Here is a 16,376-nt window from a genome sequence, read left to right on the forward strand (position 1 = left end):
ACGAGAGCGCGATACCGGTGAGGACGGCGGCGCGGCCGCACCCCGCGCCCCGCTAGGCGGCCCCGCGCGCCATGGTCGCGACCAGTACGGCCTTGATCGTGTGCATGCGGTTCTCGGCCTCGTCGAAGACGATCGAGTGGGCCGATTCGAAGACCTCGTCGGTGACCTCCAGCTCGGTGAGGCCGTACTGCTCATGGATCTCGCGGCCGACCTTGGTGCCGAGGTCATGGAAGGCCGGCAGGCAGTGCAGGAACTTCACGTCGGGGTTCCCGGTGGCGCGCAGTACGTCCATCGTCACGGCGTACGGGCCGAGAGCCGTGATGCGCTCGGCCCAGACCTCCTTGGGCTCCCCCATGGACACCCAGACGTCGGTGGCGACGAAGTCGGCGCCCAGGACACCCTCGGCGACGTCCTCGGTGAGCGTGATCCGGGCGCCGCTCAGCTCCGCCGCCTTGCGGGCCTGCGCGACGACCTCCTCGGCCGGCCAGTACGCCCGGGGCGCGACGATGCGCACGTCCATGCCGAGCAGGGCGCCCGTGACGAGGTAGGAGTTGCCCATGTTGAAGCGGGCGTCGCCCAGATAGGCGAAAGCGATGCGCTCGATCGGCTTGGCGCAGTGCTCGGTCATGGTCAGCACGTCGGCGAGCATCTGCGTGGGGTGCCAGTCGTCGGTGAGCCCGTTGAAGACCGGGACGCCGGCGTACGCCGCCAGCTCCTCGACGGCGGCCTGGCTGTCACCGCGGTACTCGATGCCGTCGAACATCCGGCCCAGTACGCGCGCCGTGTCCTTGACCGACTCCTTGTGGCCCATCTGGGAGCCGGACGGGTCGAGGTACGTCGTCGAGGCACCCTGGTCGGCGGCGGCGACCTCGAACGAGCAGCGGGTGCGGGTGGAGGTCTTCTCGAAGATCAGCGCGATGTTCCTGCCGCGCAGCCGCTGCACCTCGGTGCCGGCCTTCTTGGCCGCCTTGAGCTCGGCGGCGAGGTCGATCAGGGCGCGGAACTCCTCGGCGGTGAAGTCCAGCTCCTTGAGGAGGTGGCGGCCTGCGAGGTCTGTCGCCATGGTGGCTGCTCCTGGGTCGGGCGCGAATGCGGGCGGAAGGTGAACGTTCGATGGAAGTATATGCGTTTGAGCGCATCACTATACAGCGTCGCGTTCGACCGGGCAGCTCATGCACCGGGGGCCTCCCCGCCCCCTGCCCAGCTCGTTGCCCTTGATCTCGATGACCTCGATGCCCTCCTTGCGCAGGTGCGTGTTGGTGGTGACGTTGCGTTCGTACGCGACGACCACGCCCGGCTCGACCGCCAGCACGTTGCAGCCGTCGTCCCACTGCTCGCGCTGCGCCGCGTGCACGTCCTGCACGGCGGTCAGTACCCGGATGCCGTCCAGCCCCAGCGCGGCGGCGATGGCCCGGTGCATGTGCTCCGGCGGGTGGTCGGTGACCTTCAACTCGCGCTCGCCCACACCCGGTTCGATGGTGTACGAACGCAGCATGCCGAGCCCGGCGTACTGCGTGAAGGTGTCGCCGTCGACCATGGTCATCACCGTGTCGAGGTGCATGAACGCCCGGCGCTTGGGCATGTCCAGCGCGACGATGGTGGTCGCCGAGCCGGCCTCGAAGAGCCCGCGTGCCAGCATCTCCACGGCCTGCGGGGTGGTGCGCTCGCTCATCCCGATCAGGACCGCGCCGTTCCCGATGACCAGGACGTCGCCGCCCTCGATGGTGGAGGGGTAGTCGGGCTGCCCCTCCGACCAGTGGTGGAACGCGCCGGCCTGCGGGCTCCTGAACAGCGGGTGGTGCTTGTAGATCGCCTCGAAGTGGACGGTCTCGCGCTGCCGGGCCGGCCAGCGCATCGCGTTGATGGAGACGCCGTCGTAGATCCAGGCCGAGGTGTCCCGGGTGAACAGGTGGTTCGGCAGCGGCTGGATCAGGAAGTCGTCCAGGTCCATGACGTGGAAGCGGACGGAGGTCGGCTCGGGGTGGCCCTCCAGGAACTCCCGCTTGGTCATGCCCCCGACGAGCGCCTCGACCAGACCGGCGACCGGCAGGTCGTCGAAGGCCCGGCGCAGATGGCCGGTGGCGAGCGGCCCGTACTCCTTCTCGTCGAAGACGCGGTCCAGCACGAGGTTTCTGGCCTCCGGGATCTCCAGCGACTCGCGCAGGAGATCACCGAAGAGGTGCACCTCGACGCCCCGGTCACGCAGGACGTCGGCGAATCCGTCGTGCTCCTGGCGCGCGCGGCGCACCCACAGCACGTCGTCGAAGAGCAGCGCGTCCTTGTTGCCGGGCGTGAGACGCTTCAGCTCCAGGTCCGGTCGGTGGAGAATGACGCGGCGCAGCCGCCCGGTCTCGGAATCGACATGGAATCCCATGCCTCCATCCTGGCCGAGCGCGGCCGCACGCGCGTGCGTATGGGCGCCCCCGGTTCGAAGCGGTCACCATTTCGTTCCGGGGGCGCCTGACGGCGAGCGGCTCACAGCCGGGGGTCGACCGGCTCCGACTCCAGCGCCAGCACGGCGAACACGGCTTCGTGGATCCGCCACAGCGGCTCCCCCTCGGCCAGCCGGTCCAGCGCCTCCAGTCCCAGTGCGTACTCGCGCAGCGCGAGCGAGCGCTTGTGGCCGAGGAAGCGGTTGCGCAGCTTGTCGAGCTGCTCCGGGCGCGTGTACTCGGGACCGTAGATGATCCGCAGGTACTCGCGGCCGCGCACCTTGATGCCCGGCTGTACGAGCCGGTTCTTCCCGTCCCGGGCCAGCGCCTCGACCGGCTTGACGACCATGCCCTCGCCGCCCCGGCTGGTCATCTCCAGCCACCAGTCGATGCCGGACTGGACGGACGCCGGGTCGCCGGTGTCGACGATCAGCCTGCGCGTGGTCTGGAGGAGCGCGGTCGGGTCGTGCTCGACCAGCCGGTCCAGCCAGGCGAGCTGCTCGTCGTGCGGTACGCCGGCGAGCGAGCGCCCCTGGACCGCGAGCAGCTGGAACGGTGCCAGCCGCACCCCCTCCAGCCCTTCGGTCGGCCAGCAGTAGCGCCGGTACGCGTCCGTGAACGCGTCCGCGTCGCGGGCTCGTTCGCGCTGCGTCGTCAGCAGCCCGTTGACGTCGACCCCGCGGGCAGCCGCACCTTCGAGGGCCGCGACAGCGCCGGGGAACACGGCACGGGCGGCGGCGCCCACGGCGGCGTACTGGTGGCGCAGCAGCCCGGACGCCTTGAGCGACCAGGGCATCAGCTCCGCGTCGAGCAGCAGCCAGTCAGTCTGGAGCTCGTCCCACAGACCGGCCTCGGTCACGGCGGTGCGCAGCCGGCCGAGGATCAGCTCGGTGGTCGTCTCGTCGTCGAAGAACGGGCGGCCGGTGCGGGTGTGGACGACGCCGGTGGGGCCCTCCACGCCGAACCGCTCGCGCGCCACGTCCGCGTCGCGGCAGACCAGCGCCACCGCACGCGAGCCCATGTGCTTCTCCTCGCACACGACTCTGCCGACACCGTCGACCCTGTACGTGGCGAACGCCTCGGCCGGGTGCTCCAGGTAACCCTCGACGTGCGAGGTGGCGGTCGGGGACATCGTCGGCGGCAGGTAGGCGAGCAGGCGCGGGTCGACCGCGAAGCGGCTCATGACTTCGAGCGCCGCCGCCGCGTTCTCCTCGCGTACCGCGACGCGGCCCATGTGCCGGGTCTCGACGACCCGGCGGCCGTGCACGTCGGCGAGGTCCAGCGGACGGCCGTCGTGTCCGCCCGGCGCCTCCGTGGTGAGCGGCTTGGCCGGCTCGTACCAGACCTTCTCGGCCGGTACGTCGACGAGTTCGCGCTCCGGCCAGCGCAGCGCGGTCATCTTCCCGCCGAAGACCGCGCCGGTGTCCAGGCAGATGGTGTTGTTGATCCAGGAGGTGTTGGGGACGGGGGTGTGGCCGTAGACGACGGCGGCGCGGCCCCGGTAGTCCTCGGCCCACGGGTAGCGCACGGGCAGGCCGAACTCGTCGGTCTCGCCGGTCGTGTCGCCGTACAGCGCGTGCGAGCGGACGCGGCCGGAGGTGCGGCCGTGGTACTTCTCCGGCAGGCCGGCGTGGCACACGACGAGGTTGCCGCCGTCGAGGACGTAGTGGCTGACGAGGCCGTCGATGAACTCCCGCACCTGCTCCTTGAAGGTGTCGTCCTCCTTCTCCAGCTGTTCGACGGTCTCCGCGAGTCCGTGCGTGTGCTGGACGTTCCTGCCCTTGAGGTAACGGCCGAGCTTGTTCTCGTGGTTCCCCGGTACGCACAGCGCGTCGCCGGAGGCGACCATGCCCATCACCCGGCGCAGGACACCCGGGCTGTCGGGGCCGCGGTCGACGAGGTCGCCGACGAAGACGGCCGTACGGCCCTCGGGGTGCGATCCGTCGACGTAACCGAGCTTGCCGAGCAGGGTCTCCAGCTCGGAGCGGCAGCCGTGGATGTCGCCGATGATGTCGAAGGGGCCGGTGAGGTGGGTGAGGTCGTTGTAGCGCCGTTCCAGCACGACTTCGGCGGCGTCCACCTCTTCCACGCTGCGCAGGATGTGCACCTTGCGGAAGCCCTCGCGCTCCAGGCTCCGCAGCGAACGGCGCAGCTCGCGGCGGTGCCGCTGGATGACGTGGCGGGGCATCCCGGCCCGGTCGGGGCGTACGGCATTGCGATCCGCGCACACCTCTTCCGGCAGGTCGAGGACGATCGCGATGGGCAGTACGTCGTACTTCCTGGCGAGCTGGACGAGCTGCTTGCGGCTCTCCGGCTGCACGTTGGTCGCGTCGACGACGGTGAGCCGCCCGGCCTCCAGGCGCTTGCCGGCGATGTAGTGCAGGACGTCGAAGGCGTCGCGGCTCGCGCTCTGGTCGTTCTCGTCGTCGGCGACCAGGCCCCGGCAGAAGTCGGAGGAGATGACCTCGGTGGGCTTGAAGTGCCGCCGGGCGAATGTGGACTTGCCGGATCCGGTGGCGCCGACCAGGACCACGAGGGACAGGTCGGTGACGGGGAGCGTGCGTGGGGTGGTGCTCATGCGGCCTTCGCCTCCTTGTCGTTCTTGGTCTCCGGCGCGGTCATGGTGAACACGGCCATCTGCGTGGGCGGACCCACCTCGGGGTCCTCGGGTCCGACGGGCACGAACCCGACTCCGTACCCGTGCCGTTCGGCCACCCGCCCGGCCCACTCCCGGAACTCGGCGCGCGTCCACTCGAATCGGTGGTCGCCGTGCCGCACGTGCCCGGCGGGCAGGGACTCCCAGCGCACGTTGTACTCGACGTTCGGCGTCGTCACGAGGACGGTGCGCGGCCGCGCGGAACCGAACACGGCGTACTCCAGGGCGGGCAGCCGCGGCAGGTCGAGGTGCTCGATGACCTCGCTGAGCACGGCGGCGTCGTACCCGGTCAGCCGCTTGTCGGTGTACGTGAGCGAGCCCTGGATCAGCTTCACGCGCTCGGCCTGGCGCTCGCCCATCCGGTCGAGCTTCAGCCGCCGCGAGGCGACGGTGAGCGCGCGCACGGACACGTCCACGCCCACGATCTCGGTGAACTTCACGTCCTTGAGCAGCGCCTGTACCAACTGGCCCTGCCCGCAGCCGAGGTCGAGCACCCGGCTCGCCCCGGCCTCCCCGAGCGCGTGGAGTATGGCGCCGCGGCGCTGGACGGCGAGCGGCACGGGCCGCTCGTCGGTGTCCGTGGTCTCGTCGACCGCGTTGTCGATCTCCTCGACCTCCAGGTCGTCGGCCTCGGCGAGCCGCACCAGTTCGAGACGTTCCATGGCCTGCCGGGTCAGGCTCCAGCGGCGCGAGAGGTAGCGGCTGGTGATGAGCTTGTGCTCGGGGTGCTCGGCCAGCCAGCCCTCACCGGCCCGCAGCAGCTTGTCCACCTCGTCCGGCGCGACCCAGTAGTGCTTCGCGTCGTCCAGCACCGGGAGCAGGACGTACAACTGGCGCAGCGCGTCGGCGAGCCGCAGCTCCCCCTCCAGCACCAGCTGTACGTACCGGGAGTCGCCCCACTGCGGGAACTGCTCGTCCAGCGGCACCGGCTCCGCCCGCACCGTCGTCCAGCCGAGCGGCGCGAACAGCTTCGTCACCAGCTCGGCGCCGCCCCGGGCAGGCAGCGCGGGCACCTCGACGCGCAGCGGCAGCGGGGCCGCGGCGCGCTCGGGCCGGGCGTTGCACACGCCCTGGAGGGCGGACTTGAACACCGTGCTCAGCGCGACGGCCAGCAGCGACGAAGCGGCGTACGGCCGGTCGTTGACGTACTGCGCGAGCGCCGAGTCGGGCGAACCGCCGCGCCCCTTGCCCTTGCCGCGCCGCACGAGCGCCACCGGATCCACCTCCAGCAGGAGCGCGGCCGTGCACCGCTCGTCGGACGCCTCGGGGTAGAGGACGTGCGCCGTGCCGTGAGAAGTGGAGAACGTCTGCGCCTTGTCGGGGTGCTTGTGCAGCAGAAAGCCGAGGTCGGTCGCGGGACGCTCCTGATTGCCGGTAGTACTGATCGTCAGGAACACGCGTCCGAGTATCGCCGCCCCGCCCCGTCCCGGACCAGGGGTTTAAGCCGCCGGTCCGGCCAGCCGTGCCAGCTCCGCGATCTGCTCCGGACCGACCCGGCAGCAGCCTCCCACCAGCCGCGCCCCGGCCGCCCGCCACGAGCGGACCCGCCGTGGGTCGTACGTGCCCCCGCCACGCCAGCGCCTCCCCTCCGCGTCCCACCGCTCACCGCTGTTCGGATAGACGACGACCGGTTTCCCGGTGACCGAGGCCGCGAGTTCCACCGCCGCGTCCGCGTCGCGCGGCTCGCAGCAGTTGATCCCCACGGCGATCACCTGGTCGCTGTCCGCCGCCAGGGCGAAGGCGGCGTCCAGCGGCTGGCCGGCGCGGGTCTGCCCGCCCGCGATGCTGTACGAGAGCCAGGCCGGCGTCCCGGTGCCCTCGACGGCCCGCAGCAGCGCCTCGGCCTCGTCGATGTCGGGCACCGTCTCCAGGGCCAGCACGTCGGGCGCCGCCGCGACGAGCGCCTCGACACGCGGCCGGTGGAAGCGCTCCAGCTCCCGCACGGGGAGCCCGTACCTCCCCCGGTACTCGCTGCCGTCGGCGAGCATCGCCCCGTACGGCCCGACCGAGGCCGCCACCCACACCTCGCGGTCCACTGACTCCCCCGCCTCCCGCGCCAGTTCGACGCTGCGCGCCAGCAGCTCCGCCGCCCCGCCGGTATCGACGCCCCGCCGCGCGAAGCCCTCGAACGTCGCCTGGTAGCTGGCGGTGATCAGCACTTGCGCGCCCGCCCGCACATAGGCCGCGTGCGCCGCCGCGATCTGCTGCGGCCCGTCGGCGAGCAGCCGCGCCGACCAGAGCGCGTCGGACAGGTCGCAGCCCTGCGCCTCCAGCTGGTTGGACAGTCCGCCGTCGAGGACGACTGGCGCGGTGGCATCTGCGGCAAGCGCCGCGGCAAGCGGACGGTCGGGCTTCACGGCGGCCCTCCTTCTGTTCGTCGGACAGGGGTCAGGTCAGCTGGGACTGGACCTGGGAGGAGATCAGCTCCAGGTGTTCCAGATCGTCCAGGTCCAGCATCTGGAGATAGATCCGCGATGCGCCGATCGCGGCGTACTGGCCGATCTTGTCGACCACTTCGGCGGGCGAGCCCGCCAGCCCGTTCGCCTTGAGCTCCTCCACGTCCCTCCCGATGGCCGCGGCCCGGCGCGCCACCTCCGCGTCGTCCTTTCCGACACAGGCCACGAGGGCGTTGGAGTACACCAGGTCGTCCGCCGTGCGCCCGGCCTTCTCGGCAGCCGCCCTGACCCTCCCGAACTGCCGCTCGCTGTCCTCCAGCGAGGCGAACGGCATGTTGAACTCGTCGGCGTACCGCGCGGCCAGCCGCGGCGTGCGGGTCACGCCGTGCCCACCGATCAGCACCGGCACCTTCGCCTGCGCGGGCTTGGGCAGCGCGGGCGAGTCCGTCAGCTGGTAGTACGTCCCGTCGTAGCTGAACGTCCGGCCGGTCTCCGTCGCCCACAGCCCCGTGACGATGGCGAGCTGCTCCTCCAGCCGGCCGAACCGCTCCTTGGGGAACGGGACACCGTACGCCCGGTGCTCCTCCTCGAACCAGCCCGCCCCCAGGCCGAGTTCGACACGGCCGCCCGACATCTGGTCGACCTGCGCCACCTGGATGGCCAGCACACCCGGCAGCCGGAAGGTGCCCGCTGTCATCAGCGTGCCGAGCCGGATCCGCTTGGTCTCGCGGGCGAGCCCGGCCAGCGTGATCCAGGCGTCGGTCGGCCCCGGGAGACCGTCGCCCGACCCCATGCGCAGATAGTGGTCCGAGCGGTAGAAGGCGTCGAAGCCGAGGTCCTCGGTGGCCTTGGCGACGGTGAGCAGGGTGTCGTAGGTGGCCCCTTGCTGGGGCTCCGTGAAGATTCGAAGATCCATACCTCCATCCTGCACCGTCGCACTCCCGTCAACCCCGCCTCCCGCTGCCGGCCCCGGCCTGCCCGACCGGGTGAGCCAGGACGGTCAATCCCTGCGGGAACCTGTGCGGCGAGACCCGTGCGGCGAGACCCGTGCCGTCGTGCCCCAGCCGCGCCTAGGCGTCCCTGGCGGCGGTGCGCTGCCTGTCCTCCTCCCGCACCGTCAGCCGCCTCAATATCCCGCGCACCCGGTCACTCGACTCGTCGGCGGCGTCGATGCCCTCGATGCACTGCCAGTAGAGAGCCTCCTCGTCGGTGGCGCACGCGACCCCGACGAGTGCGATTCCCACCTCCCCGAGCAGCGCGCTCAGCCCGGTCAACGCCACCCGCGCGTCCGCCACCTGGGAAAGCTGCGCCGCCCGCGGCCGGGTGTCCGGGGGCGGCCCCCCGGCATCGTCCGCCCCTGCCGCCCACAGCGCCGCCACGTCGAGCACCCCGCAGCCCCGCCCGCCCGTCTCGCTGAGCCCGCGCGCCTCACCTCTCAGCTCCGCCGGACCGGTCAGCGCCAGCTGCCCGCCGATGGCCTGTGCAAGCACCTGCGCCTGCCACGCCTCCACGAGTATGTCCCGTGCCGCCCGGCATCGCGCGAGTGCGTGCCGGCTCTGCCCGATGAGCCTCACCGCGTCCATGTGCCGCCCCCCGTCCTCACCTGGCCCGCTTCTTTCGCGTACCGTTCACCCGTCCACTACCCAGAGTGAGGGCGTGGGGCCCGGAAAGCCAGGGCTATGGCGAAATCTGTGGACAGAAATACGATTTTGCATAATCTCATCACTCCGAAGAGTGACGATCCTTGTTTTCAGGCACCGGAAAACGCAGCTCGTTCCGGTCGATCTTCGCGGCCAGCGCCGCCAGCACATCGATCCCGAGCACCTCACTGAACTGCAACAAGTACGCGAGGACGTCGGCCACCTCGTCCGTCACGCGGTGCGCGGACCCCGGGTCCTCCATCACTCGCGCCGACTCCTCGGGCGTCAGCCACTGGAAGATCTCCACCAGTTCGGACGCCTCCACGCTCAGCGCCACGGCCAGGTTCTTCGGTGTGTGGTACGGCTCCCAGCCCCGCGCCGCCGCGAAAGCGGCCAGCCGCCGCTGCAATCCCGCTACATCGAGTTCAGTCACGGCCCCAGGTCTACCACCGTCACTCCGTCCACCCCGCGCGCGTACGAGGCGGAGGTCTCCGCCACCGTCCCCACCAGCCTGATGTGCCGCTCGGCGCAGACGGCCGCCGCCAGCGCGACCAGTTCCCGCGCCTGCCGCCCGTCCAGGGACCGGTCGAGGTCGTCCGCGAGGACCGTCAGCGCCCGCATCGCGTCCGGCACTTCGGCGACGGTGTCCATGGCCAGTACGCCCGGCCCGGTCAGCAGGACCAGCGCGAGCGCCAGGTACCGCAGCTCGCCGTCCCCGAGCCGCCCCACCGGCGTGGCCCACGCCCCGCCCCGGCCCAGCAGCGCCCGTACCCTCCCGTCCGCGAGCTTCTCCACGGTCAGCGCCTCCACCGGCCCCGCGCACCCCGCCCGCGCCATCGCCCCCAGCCGCGCGTGGCGCCTGGCGCACTGGTGGTGGGTGCGCCACAGCACCTCCGCGAGGTTGTCGCAGCCGCGCCGCAGCCGGGCGTCGCCCAGCGCCACCGGCTCCCGCATACGCGTCGGCCGGGGATCGCACGCGAACACCGAACGCAGCGCGAGGATCACCTGTTCCGCGGCTGCCAGCACCTTGACCTGGCCCGCCGTCTTGCCCGCCACCCGCAGTGGCAGCAGCGCCGTACCGAGCACGTCGTCCGGCAGCGGTGCCCGCGTCACCGGGGCCGAACCGGCCGTGTGCCAGGCCGCCTGGACCGTACTGCGCCCCGGATCGCGCAGCGCCGTGGTCAGCAGCGTCTGCCCGTCGCAGGTCAGCCGCTCACCGACGACGCGCAGTTCGGGTTCGGCCTGTACGGCGAGATCGAGACGTACGGGACCGGCGGGCCCCTCGACGGTGCAGCCGATCCTGAACCCCCGCCGGCCCTCGGCGTCCGGCCCCGCCCGCTCCGGCACGCAGGCGCCCGGGTCACGGAACACCGCGCCCAGCTCGGCGCCGCCGCCGAGGCGGGCCAGCGCCTCGTACACCTCCAGGACGCTCGACTTGCCGGTGCCGCTGGCGCCCGTGAACAGCGTCACGGGGCCAAGCGGGAAGACGGCGCCCCGGTGCGATCTGAAGGCCGACAGCCGCAGTTCGGTGACCACGGGGGCACCACGGTCGTCGGCCTGGGGTCCGGGGCGTGTTCCCGGCGAAACGGCAGTCATGGCCCGGACGGTACGCAGCGCCTTACCTGACGAACCGTTACGCCAGCCGGACCTTCCTACGTTTGAGGGACGGCGGCCGCCTCGGCCCCCTCGACCTCCATGCCGGCCGGCGAGAGCAGGAAGACATTGCGGTCGACTCGGTGCATGCCGCTGCCGAGCCCGAAGACCACACCGCTGCTGAAGTCGAGGATGCGCTTGGCCACATCGCTGTCCGCCGCCGTCAGGTCGAGGAGCACCGGTACCTGCCCGATCAGGTACTCCGCGACCTCACGCGCGTCGGAGAACACCTGAACGCGCAGCACGATCATCCGCCGTTGTTCGGCGGTTTCTTCCTCCTGCGGCATCGTGCGGTGGTCCACCCGGGAGGGCCACTCGTTCCTGCTGCGCAGGGGCACTACTTGAGCGAGCCCGGCCCACTGTTCATCGGTGACGTCGTACCTGCTCACCGGACCACCCCGCTCACGTGCTGTGTCTGCATCCGGCCATCTTCGCGCGCCTCACCCGTTCGGCCCAACAGCGACACGGACGGGATACTCCGTGGAAGGCACAAGTGGCCCTCCGAGGCGGAGATCCGCCGGTCAGGTCGCGGGCCGGCCGTCCGGCCGATGCCGTGCGGACCCGTGCCGGTTCCCTGCTCGGGGACGGATCTCCGTCACGTCGCCTGCCCGCAAACCTACCTGTACGCGGGCCTGCGCCGCCCCACCGCCCGGTGGGCCGCTCGCCGCCCGGGCAGCGGCACGGGGCAACACCCGCCCCGGCGGCAGGGGTTCACCCGTCGCTCTGGGCCTCGGCCAGGGCCTCGCCGGCCGCCGTCCAGTAGTAGAGGACCGAGCGTCCCGACCGTCGCCGCTGGATCAGGTGGGCGTCCAGCAGGACTTTCAGGTGACGGCCGACCGATCCGAGGCCCCGGCCGGTCAGAGCCACCAGCTGCGTCGTGCTCTTCGGGCTGCCGAGGAGTACGAAGACGCTTGCGCGCGACGGCCCGAGCAGCGCGCTCAGGGGCTCGGGCGCGGGGGTCCCGCGGCTGTCCGTCAGGACGCCCGAACACGGGTAGACCACGGCGTACCGGTCGGCCTCCCAGGAGACCCAACTCTGCTGAGGAGTGACGGGCACGAACATCAGCCGCGCTCCGGCGATTTCGCGCGGCGGCTGTTCGCACGCGGTGATCTGGAGGCGGCTGTGCCCCAGCCAGCGCATACCGGCGCGCATGTCGTCCAGGGCCCCGGCCCAGCCGTGCCGGCTCAGCTGCCTCGTCCGGGCGACGACGTCCGCCTCGATGATTCTCCGGCGCCGGGACCAGTCCGGGAGAACCGTCCGCGTCCAGACCCATTCCACCAGGCCGGCTGCGAGCGCCGGGAGATCGGGCCGGTGCAGTGGGGCGGGGAGCGGCCCTCGCAACGCCTCCGCTAGGTCGGCGCGGGCGGTCTCGGGAGGGGTCTGCCGTATCCGCGCCAGCTCGTCCTCGAACGTCCGCCCGCCCTTCCCCTCACCTGCCGGTGTCGGTGTCGATGTGGGCGTGGGCGTGAGGAAGGTCGCGTTCCAGGTGGGCCTCAGGGCGGCTCGCAGCAGCAGCGCGGTGACCGGGTCGTCAGCCTTGCGCCGCTGGTAGGCGGGCAGATGGGCGTCCAGCCATACGCGCTCGCCCGGATGCGCGGCAGTCCCCCGCTCCAGGACCTTCAGACTCGCGATGGCTTCCGCCAGGGGCGAGAGAACGAAGCGGCTTCCCGCCAGCGTGTCCGCGCCGACCTGCCACCAGCCCATGTTTCGCCTCCCCGCGAAACATTAACGTCTCGTCCCCGGGGTCTTGAGACTCCGGTCATGCGCACCTACCGGGATCTCTTCCGCCTGCGGGAGTTCACTCCGCTGTTCCTGTCCTCCGCCGCGCAAGTGGCGGCGCAGACGGTGAGCGGACTGGCCCTGGGCACGCTGGTCTACGGGGTGACAGGCTCTCCGCTGCTCTCCGCCCTTGCCATGTTCGGCCCGTCCCTGGCCCAGGTGGTCGGGGCGTCGACGCTGCTGGCGGCAGCCGACCGACTGCCGCCGCGCTCCGCGCTGAGCGGACTGTCCCTGCTCTTCGCTCTCGGCACCGCCGCGCAGGCCGTCCCCGGCCTGCCCGTGCCGGCACCCCTCGCTCTCGCTCTCGGCCTCGGCGCGGTCTCCGCGCTCGGCGGCGGAGTGCGTTACGGGCTGCTGCACGAGATCCTCGCCAAGGAGGGATACCTGCTGGGCCGCTCGCTGTTCGGCATGGCCACCGGCGCGACGCAGATCTGCGGATTCGCGGCCGGCGGCGCCCTGGTCACCACGCTGTCACCGCACGGCGCCCTGCTCACCGGCGCCGCCTTGCACCTCCTGGCCGCGACTGTGGCCCGGTTCGGGCTCAGCCGCCGTCCGCCACGTGCCACCGGGCGACCGTCCATTGCCGGGACCTGGAGGAACAACGCCCTGTTGTGGTCCTCGGCTCCCCGCCGCCACGTCTACCTCGCTCTCTGGGTACCCAACGGACTGATCGTCGGATGCGAGTCCTTGTACGTCCCCTACGCACCCGAGCACGCCGGGCTCCTCTTCGCATGCGGCGCACTGGGCATGCTGGCCGGCGACATCCTGGTCGGCAGATGCGTCCCCCGGCAGCGCAGAGGCCGCCTCGTGGTCCCGCTGTGCCTCCTGCTCGCCGCTCCGTACCTGGTGTTCGCCGTACGTCCGGGGCTGCCCCTCGCGATGACGGCGGTCGTGCTCGCCACCGTCGGCTACTCGGCGGGCCTGCTGCTCCAGGAGCGCCTGATGGCCCTGACACCGGACGCGCTGAGTGGTCACGCCCTCGGGCTGCACTCCTCCGGGATGCTCACCATGCAGGGCGCGGGCGCCGCTCTGGCGGGCGGTGCGGCCCAGTACACCTCGCCGTCGACGGCGATGGCCGTCATGGCGGCGGCTTCCCTCGCGGTCACGCTGGCTCTGGCCCCCGGGCTCCGAGGACGCGGAACCCGGACTCCTCCGCTGCCGCGCCGATCCCGTACGTAAGGTGCAGAATATGGGCGTACTGATCGTTATCGGCTACGACGAAGCCCCTGCCGCCGTCACATCATTCCCAGCGGCTCAGGAGCTCCGGAACAGGACTGGCTCATGCCCGTACACGCGACAACCCGCACGGGCGGGCGACGGCTGGCCGCGGCCGCCCTGGTGCTGGTCACGGCGGCAGCGTGTGTCACCACTCTCGCTTCGTGCGACACCGGAGACGGCGACGGCGCGACCAGAACACCGTTCAGCCCACGCCCGACGCCGCCCGACACGTCCTCCTTCTCCGGCACGCCGCCCTCCGCCCTGGCCTCCGCGGACGCTTCGGCCCGCGCCTCGGCGTCCGCCGCGGCGTCGTCCGCGTCGGCTGCCGCCTCCTCCTTCGAGGCGTCGGTCTCGGCGGAAACCGCCCGCGCGAACCAGGCGGCCGCCGCTCAGCTGAAGAAGGTGTCCGGCGGCGGCAACGCCAAGGCCGACGTCTCGCTGACAGGGAAGCCCAGGGCGCAGACGGGCGGACTGCTCGCCGTCGTGGTCACCATCACCAACCGTACGGACCAAGAGGCGTCGTACGCCATCCAGGTGGACTTCACCGACCCCTCCGGCAAGGTGGTCGAGAGCAGGTTCGTCGGTGCGGAGGATCTCGCGCCCGGTGCGAAGGCCCAGCCCCTGGCCATCAGCCGCAAGCCCGCCGACCCGGTACTGACGCCGAGGGTCGCCAAGGCACAGCGGTACTGAAAGCCGCCGCGGGCGGTGATACCGGTCCCTCCCCGGGAACGCAGGCTGCGTCCCGGGGCTCGACTCGTCCTCGGGCCGGCCGACCACGGCGTCGTCGCCGCCTCCGTCCTCGTCGATGACCCCTCATCCGAGCAACCTGGGAGACGACGGGCGGGGGGCCCGTCTGCAACTCTCGGGAAACGGGGGCGGGACGAGACTGCCCTCGGCGGTCCACTGACAGAGGCGATTTCCCCTCCTCAAGAGCGGCTTCCACCGCACACGCGCCTGCGGCAAGTCCCCCCACTCCCCGGAGGGGCGCTCCGGGAGTGGATCGGACGACAGCACTCTTCGGAAGGATGAGACATGCATGATACGCACGTCATCGAACGTCCGGTCTGGGACCAGCTGAAGGTCTGGGACGAGCTCACCGTCTGGGACGAGCTCAAGGTCTGGGACGAGCTCACCGTCTGGGACGAGCTCAAGGTCTGGGACGAACTGAAGGTCTGGGACCAGCTCACCGTCTGGGACGAGCTCAAGGTCTGGGACGAACTGAAAGTCTGGGACCAGCTCACCGTCTGGGACGAGCTCAAGGTCTGGGACGAACTGAAAGTCTGGGACCAGCTCACCGTCTGGGACGAGCTCAAGGTCTGGGACGAACTGAAAGTCTGGGACCAGCTCACCGTCTGGGACGAGCTCAAGGTCTGGGACCGGCTCCAGGACTAGTCACTCCGCAGGCTGACCGCCTGAGCGGGTCCGGCGCAGGACCGGCGCGACCGGTCCTGCGCCGGTACACCCGGGCGGTCCGGGAACATTCGGAAGGAACACCGTCATGACGCAGCGGGCCGGCCTGGCGGCCGAGACCGGGCAGACCACCACCTTCGACGTGCGGCCCGGCGTGGCGGAGGACTGGGACCGGCATCTCGGCTCCGCTCCGGCGACGCTCAGCCGCCGCTGGATCACGCTCGCCGAGGGCCGCATACCCGGCGGCGCACGCACGCTGGCGCTCTCCGGGGAGAACGGGCTCTCCGTCGCACTGGTCGGCGGCCCGGTCGAGGCACCGACCGGACACGTACGGTTCGATCCGTTCCGCGTGCTGTCCGGCGGCTCGGTGGACGAGGGTGTCGTCGAGAACGGTCCGCACCCGTGGCAGGGACTCGACCCCGAAGACGTCTTCCCCTGCTGCCTGTTGATGTTCCCCAACTACGAGACCGCTCCGGTCGGCCCCGACGCGCACGACCCCGTCGCGGTGCGCGCCTACGTCGACGCGCTCGTGACCTGGTGCCGCGACAACGGCATGCGCAGCATCGCGGGACTGTTCCTGCGGCCGGACTACCCCGAGTTCCTCGCCGCCCTGGGCGACGCAGGCTTCGCCGTCGTACCGATGGTCGAACGCTGCGACATGGACGTGACCTGGCAGGACTTCGACGGCTACCTGGCCGGCCTGCCGCGCAAGCGACGTTTTGCCGTACGCCGCGAACTGCGGGACATCGCGGCGCGGGGTGTGGTGATCAGTGAGCGCACCGTCCGCGAGGAGGAGCCGGAACTGGTCCGGCTGCGCGCGCAGATCGTGACCAAGTACGGCGGTGTTCCGGACGCGGAGCGCGAGGCCGGTTCGCTGCGGCATCTGCGCGAGCACTTCGGCGCGGAGAACGTGGTCGTGGTCGAGGCCCGCCAGGACGGTCACCTGCTGTCCTTCAGCATCCTCATCCGGGACGGAGCCCAGTGGACCGTGCTGATGAGCGCCACCGACTACGAGCGGCCGGACGCCTCGTTCACGTATTTCGCCACCATGTTCTACCGGCCCGCGGAGCTCGCTCCGCAGCAGGGCATCACGTCGATGGCGTACGGGCTCGGGACGCTCCAGGCGAAGAAGCTCCGCGGCTGCACGGTCAACTCACTGTCCGCCGCCGCGCTGCTGCTGAATTGAAGGGGA

The 16,376-nt window shown here is 71.4% G+C and carries 15 protein-coding genes; 4 read left to right on the forward strand and 11 right to left on the reverse strand.

The annotated features are described in order from the left end of the window. Window positions 1–52: 52 nt before the first annotated feature. The 11 genes from argF to AS594_RS08690 all read right to left on the reverse strand — a co-directional run bounded on the left by argF (window position 53) and on the right by AS594_RS08690 (window position 12,481). A complete protein-coding gene (argF, locus tag AS594_RS08640) occupies window positions 53–1,063 on the reverse strand; it encodes an ornithine carbamoyltransferase (protein ID WP_069933202.1) in 1,011 nt (336 codons plus the stop codon). A gap of 78 nt (window positions 1,064–1,141) precedes the next feature. Next, the gene (locus tag AS594_RS08645) at window positions 1,142–2,374 is read right to left on the reverse strand and encodes an arginine deiminase (RefSeq protein ID WP_069926417.1); all 1,233 of its coding nucleotides are present in this window, start codon (window positions 2,372–2,374) and stop codon (window positions 1,142–1,144) included. Window positions 2,375–2,475: 101 nt separating this feature from the next. Next, on the reverse strand, window positions 2,476–5,010 hold the full coding sequence (locus AS594_RS08650) for a polynucleotide kinase-phosphatase (protein WP_069926418.1): 2,535 nt from the start codon (window positions 5,008–5,010) through the stop codon (window positions 2,476–2,478). After that, window positions 5,007–6,485: a 3' terminal RNA ribose 2'-O-methyltransferase Hen1 gene (locus AS594_RS08655; protein ID WP_069933201.1), complete on the reverse strand. Its 1,479-nt coding sequence runs from the start codon at window positions 6,483–6,485 to the stop codon at window positions 5,007–5,009. The genes AS594_RS08650 and AS594_RS08655 overlap by 4 nt, the downstream gene beginning before the upstream one ends. A gap of 42 nt (window positions 6,486–6,527) precedes the next feature. After that, entirely contained in the window at window positions 6,528–7,445 is a 918-nt protein-coding gene (mmuM, locus tag AS594_RS08660) for a homocysteine S-methyltransferase (protein ID WP_069926420.1), read from the reverse strand. Between the two features lie 31 nt (window positions 7,446–7,476). After that, entirely contained in the window at window positions 7,477–8,400 is a 924-nt protein-coding gene (locus tag AS594_RS08665) for an LLM class F420-dependent oxidoreductase (RefSeq protein WP_069935058.1), read from the reverse strand. A 154-nt stretch (window positions 8,401–8,554) separates the two neighbouring features. Continuing rightward, window positions 8,555–9,067, reverse strand: coding sequence for a DUF6099 family protein (locus AS594_RS08670; RefSeq protein WP_069926422.1), 513 nt, complete (start codon window positions 9,065–9,067; stop codon window positions 8,555–8,557). A 139-nt stretch (window positions 9,068–9,206) separates the two neighbouring features. Then, the gene (locus AS594_RS08675; RefSeq protein WP_069926423.1) at window positions 9,207–9,557 is read right to left on the reverse strand and encodes a nucleotide pyrophosphohydrolase; all 351 of its coding nucleotides are present in this window, start codon (window positions 9,555–9,557) and stop codon (window positions 9,207–9,209) included. Next, a complete protein-coding gene (locus tag AS594_RS08680) occupies window positions 9,554–10,720 on the reverse strand; it encodes an AAA family ATPase (RefSeq protein WP_069933199.1) in 1,167 nt (388 codons plus the stop codon). The genes AS594_RS08675 and AS594_RS08680 overlap by 4 nt, the downstream gene beginning before the upstream one ends. Window positions 10,721–10,776: 56 nt before the next feature. Continuing rightward, window positions 10,777–11,166: a cell division protein SepF gene (locus AS594_RS08685; protein WP_069926425.1), complete on the reverse strand. Its 390-nt coding sequence runs from the start codon at window positions 11,164–11,166 to the stop codon at window positions 10,777–10,779. A gap of 322 nt (window positions 11,167–11,488) precedes the next feature. Then, window positions 11,489–12,481, reverse strand: a complete 993-nt coding sequence (locus tag AS594_RS08690; RefSeq protein ID WP_069926426.1) for an ArsR/SmtB family transcription factor — start codon at window positions 12,479–12,481, stop codon at window positions 11,489–11,491. Window positions 12,482–12,538: 57 nt separating this feature from the next. Between AS594_RS08690 and AS594_RS08695 the strand changes: the two genes are divergently transcribed. From AS594_RS08695 to AS594_RS08710, 4 genes are all read left to right on the forward strand, one after another. Continuing rightward, entirely contained in the window at window positions 12,539–13,735 is a 1,197-nt protein-coding gene (locus AS594_RS08695; protein WP_069926427.1) for an MFS transporter, read from the forward strand. A gap of 102 nt (window positions 13,736–13,837) precedes the next feature. After that, window positions 13,838–14,464, forward strand: coding sequence for a hypothetical protein (locus AS594_RS08700; protein WP_069926428.1), 627 nt, complete (start codon window positions 13,838–13,840; stop codon window positions 14,462–14,464). A 342-nt stretch (window positions 14,465–14,806) separates the two neighbouring features. After that, window positions 14,807–15,166, forward strand: a complete 360-nt coding sequence (locus AS594_RS08705) for a hypothetical protein (protein ID WP_069933198.1) — start codon at window positions 14,807–14,809, stop codon at window positions 15,164–15,166. Between the two features lie 106 nt (window positions 15,167–15,272). Next, entirely contained in the window at window positions 15,273–16,370 is a 1,098-nt protein-coding gene (locus tag AS594_RS08710; RefSeq protein WP_069926430.1) for a GNAT family N-acetyltransferase, read from the forward strand. Window positions 16,371–16,376 lie beyond the last annotated feature (6 nt).

The sequence above is a fragment of the Streptomyces agglomeratus genome (genome assembly GCF_001746415.1).
GTDB lineage: Bacteria > Actinomycetota > Actinomycetes > Streptomycetales > Streptomycetaceae > Streptomyces > Streptomyces agglomeratus.

Coding starts and splice junctions, on each gene's coding strand:
- argF (WP_069933202.1), bottom strand. CDS start 1,063: ATGGCGACAGACCTCGCAGGCCGCCACCTCCTCAAGGAGCTGGACTTC.
- AS594_RS08670 (WP_069926422.1), bottom strand. CDS start 9,067: ATGGACGCGGTGAGGCTCATCGGGCAGAGCCGGCACGCACTCGCGCGA.
- AS594_RS08665 (WP_069935058.1), bottom strand. CDS start 8,400: ATGGATCTTCGAATCTTCACGGAGCCCCAGCAAGGGGCCACCTACGAC.
- AS594_RS08700 (WP_069926428.1), top strand. CDS start 13,838: ATGCCCGTACACGCGACAACCCGCACGGGCGGGCGACGGCTGGCCGCG.
- AS594_RS08645 (WP_069926417.1), bottom strand. CDS start 2,374: ATGGGATTCCATGTCGATTCCGAGACCGGGCGGCTGCGCCGCGTCATT.
- AS594_RS08690 (WP_069926426.1), bottom strand. CDS start 12,481: ATGGGCTGGTGGCAGGTCGGCGCGGACACGCTGGCGGGAAGCCGCTTC.
- AS594_RS08680 (WP_069933199.1), bottom strand. CDS start 10,720: ATGACTGCCGTTTCGCCGGGAACACGCCCCGGACCCCAGGCCGACGAC.
- AS594_RS08695 (WP_069926427.1), top strand. CDS start 12,539: ATGCGCACCTACCGGGATCTCTTCCGCCTGCGGGAGTTCACTCCGCTG.
- AS594_RS08705 (WP_069933198.1), top strand. CDS start 14,807: ATGCATGATACGCACGTCATCGAACGTCCGGTCTGGGACCAGCTGAAG.
- AS594_RS08650 (WP_069926418.1), bottom strand. CDS start 5,010: ATGAGCACCACCCCACGCACGCTCCCCGTCACCGACCTGTCCCTCGTG.
- AS594_RS08710 (WP_069926430.1), top strand. CDS start 15,273: ATGACGCAGCGGGCCGGCCTGGCGGCCGAGACCGGGCAGACCACCACC.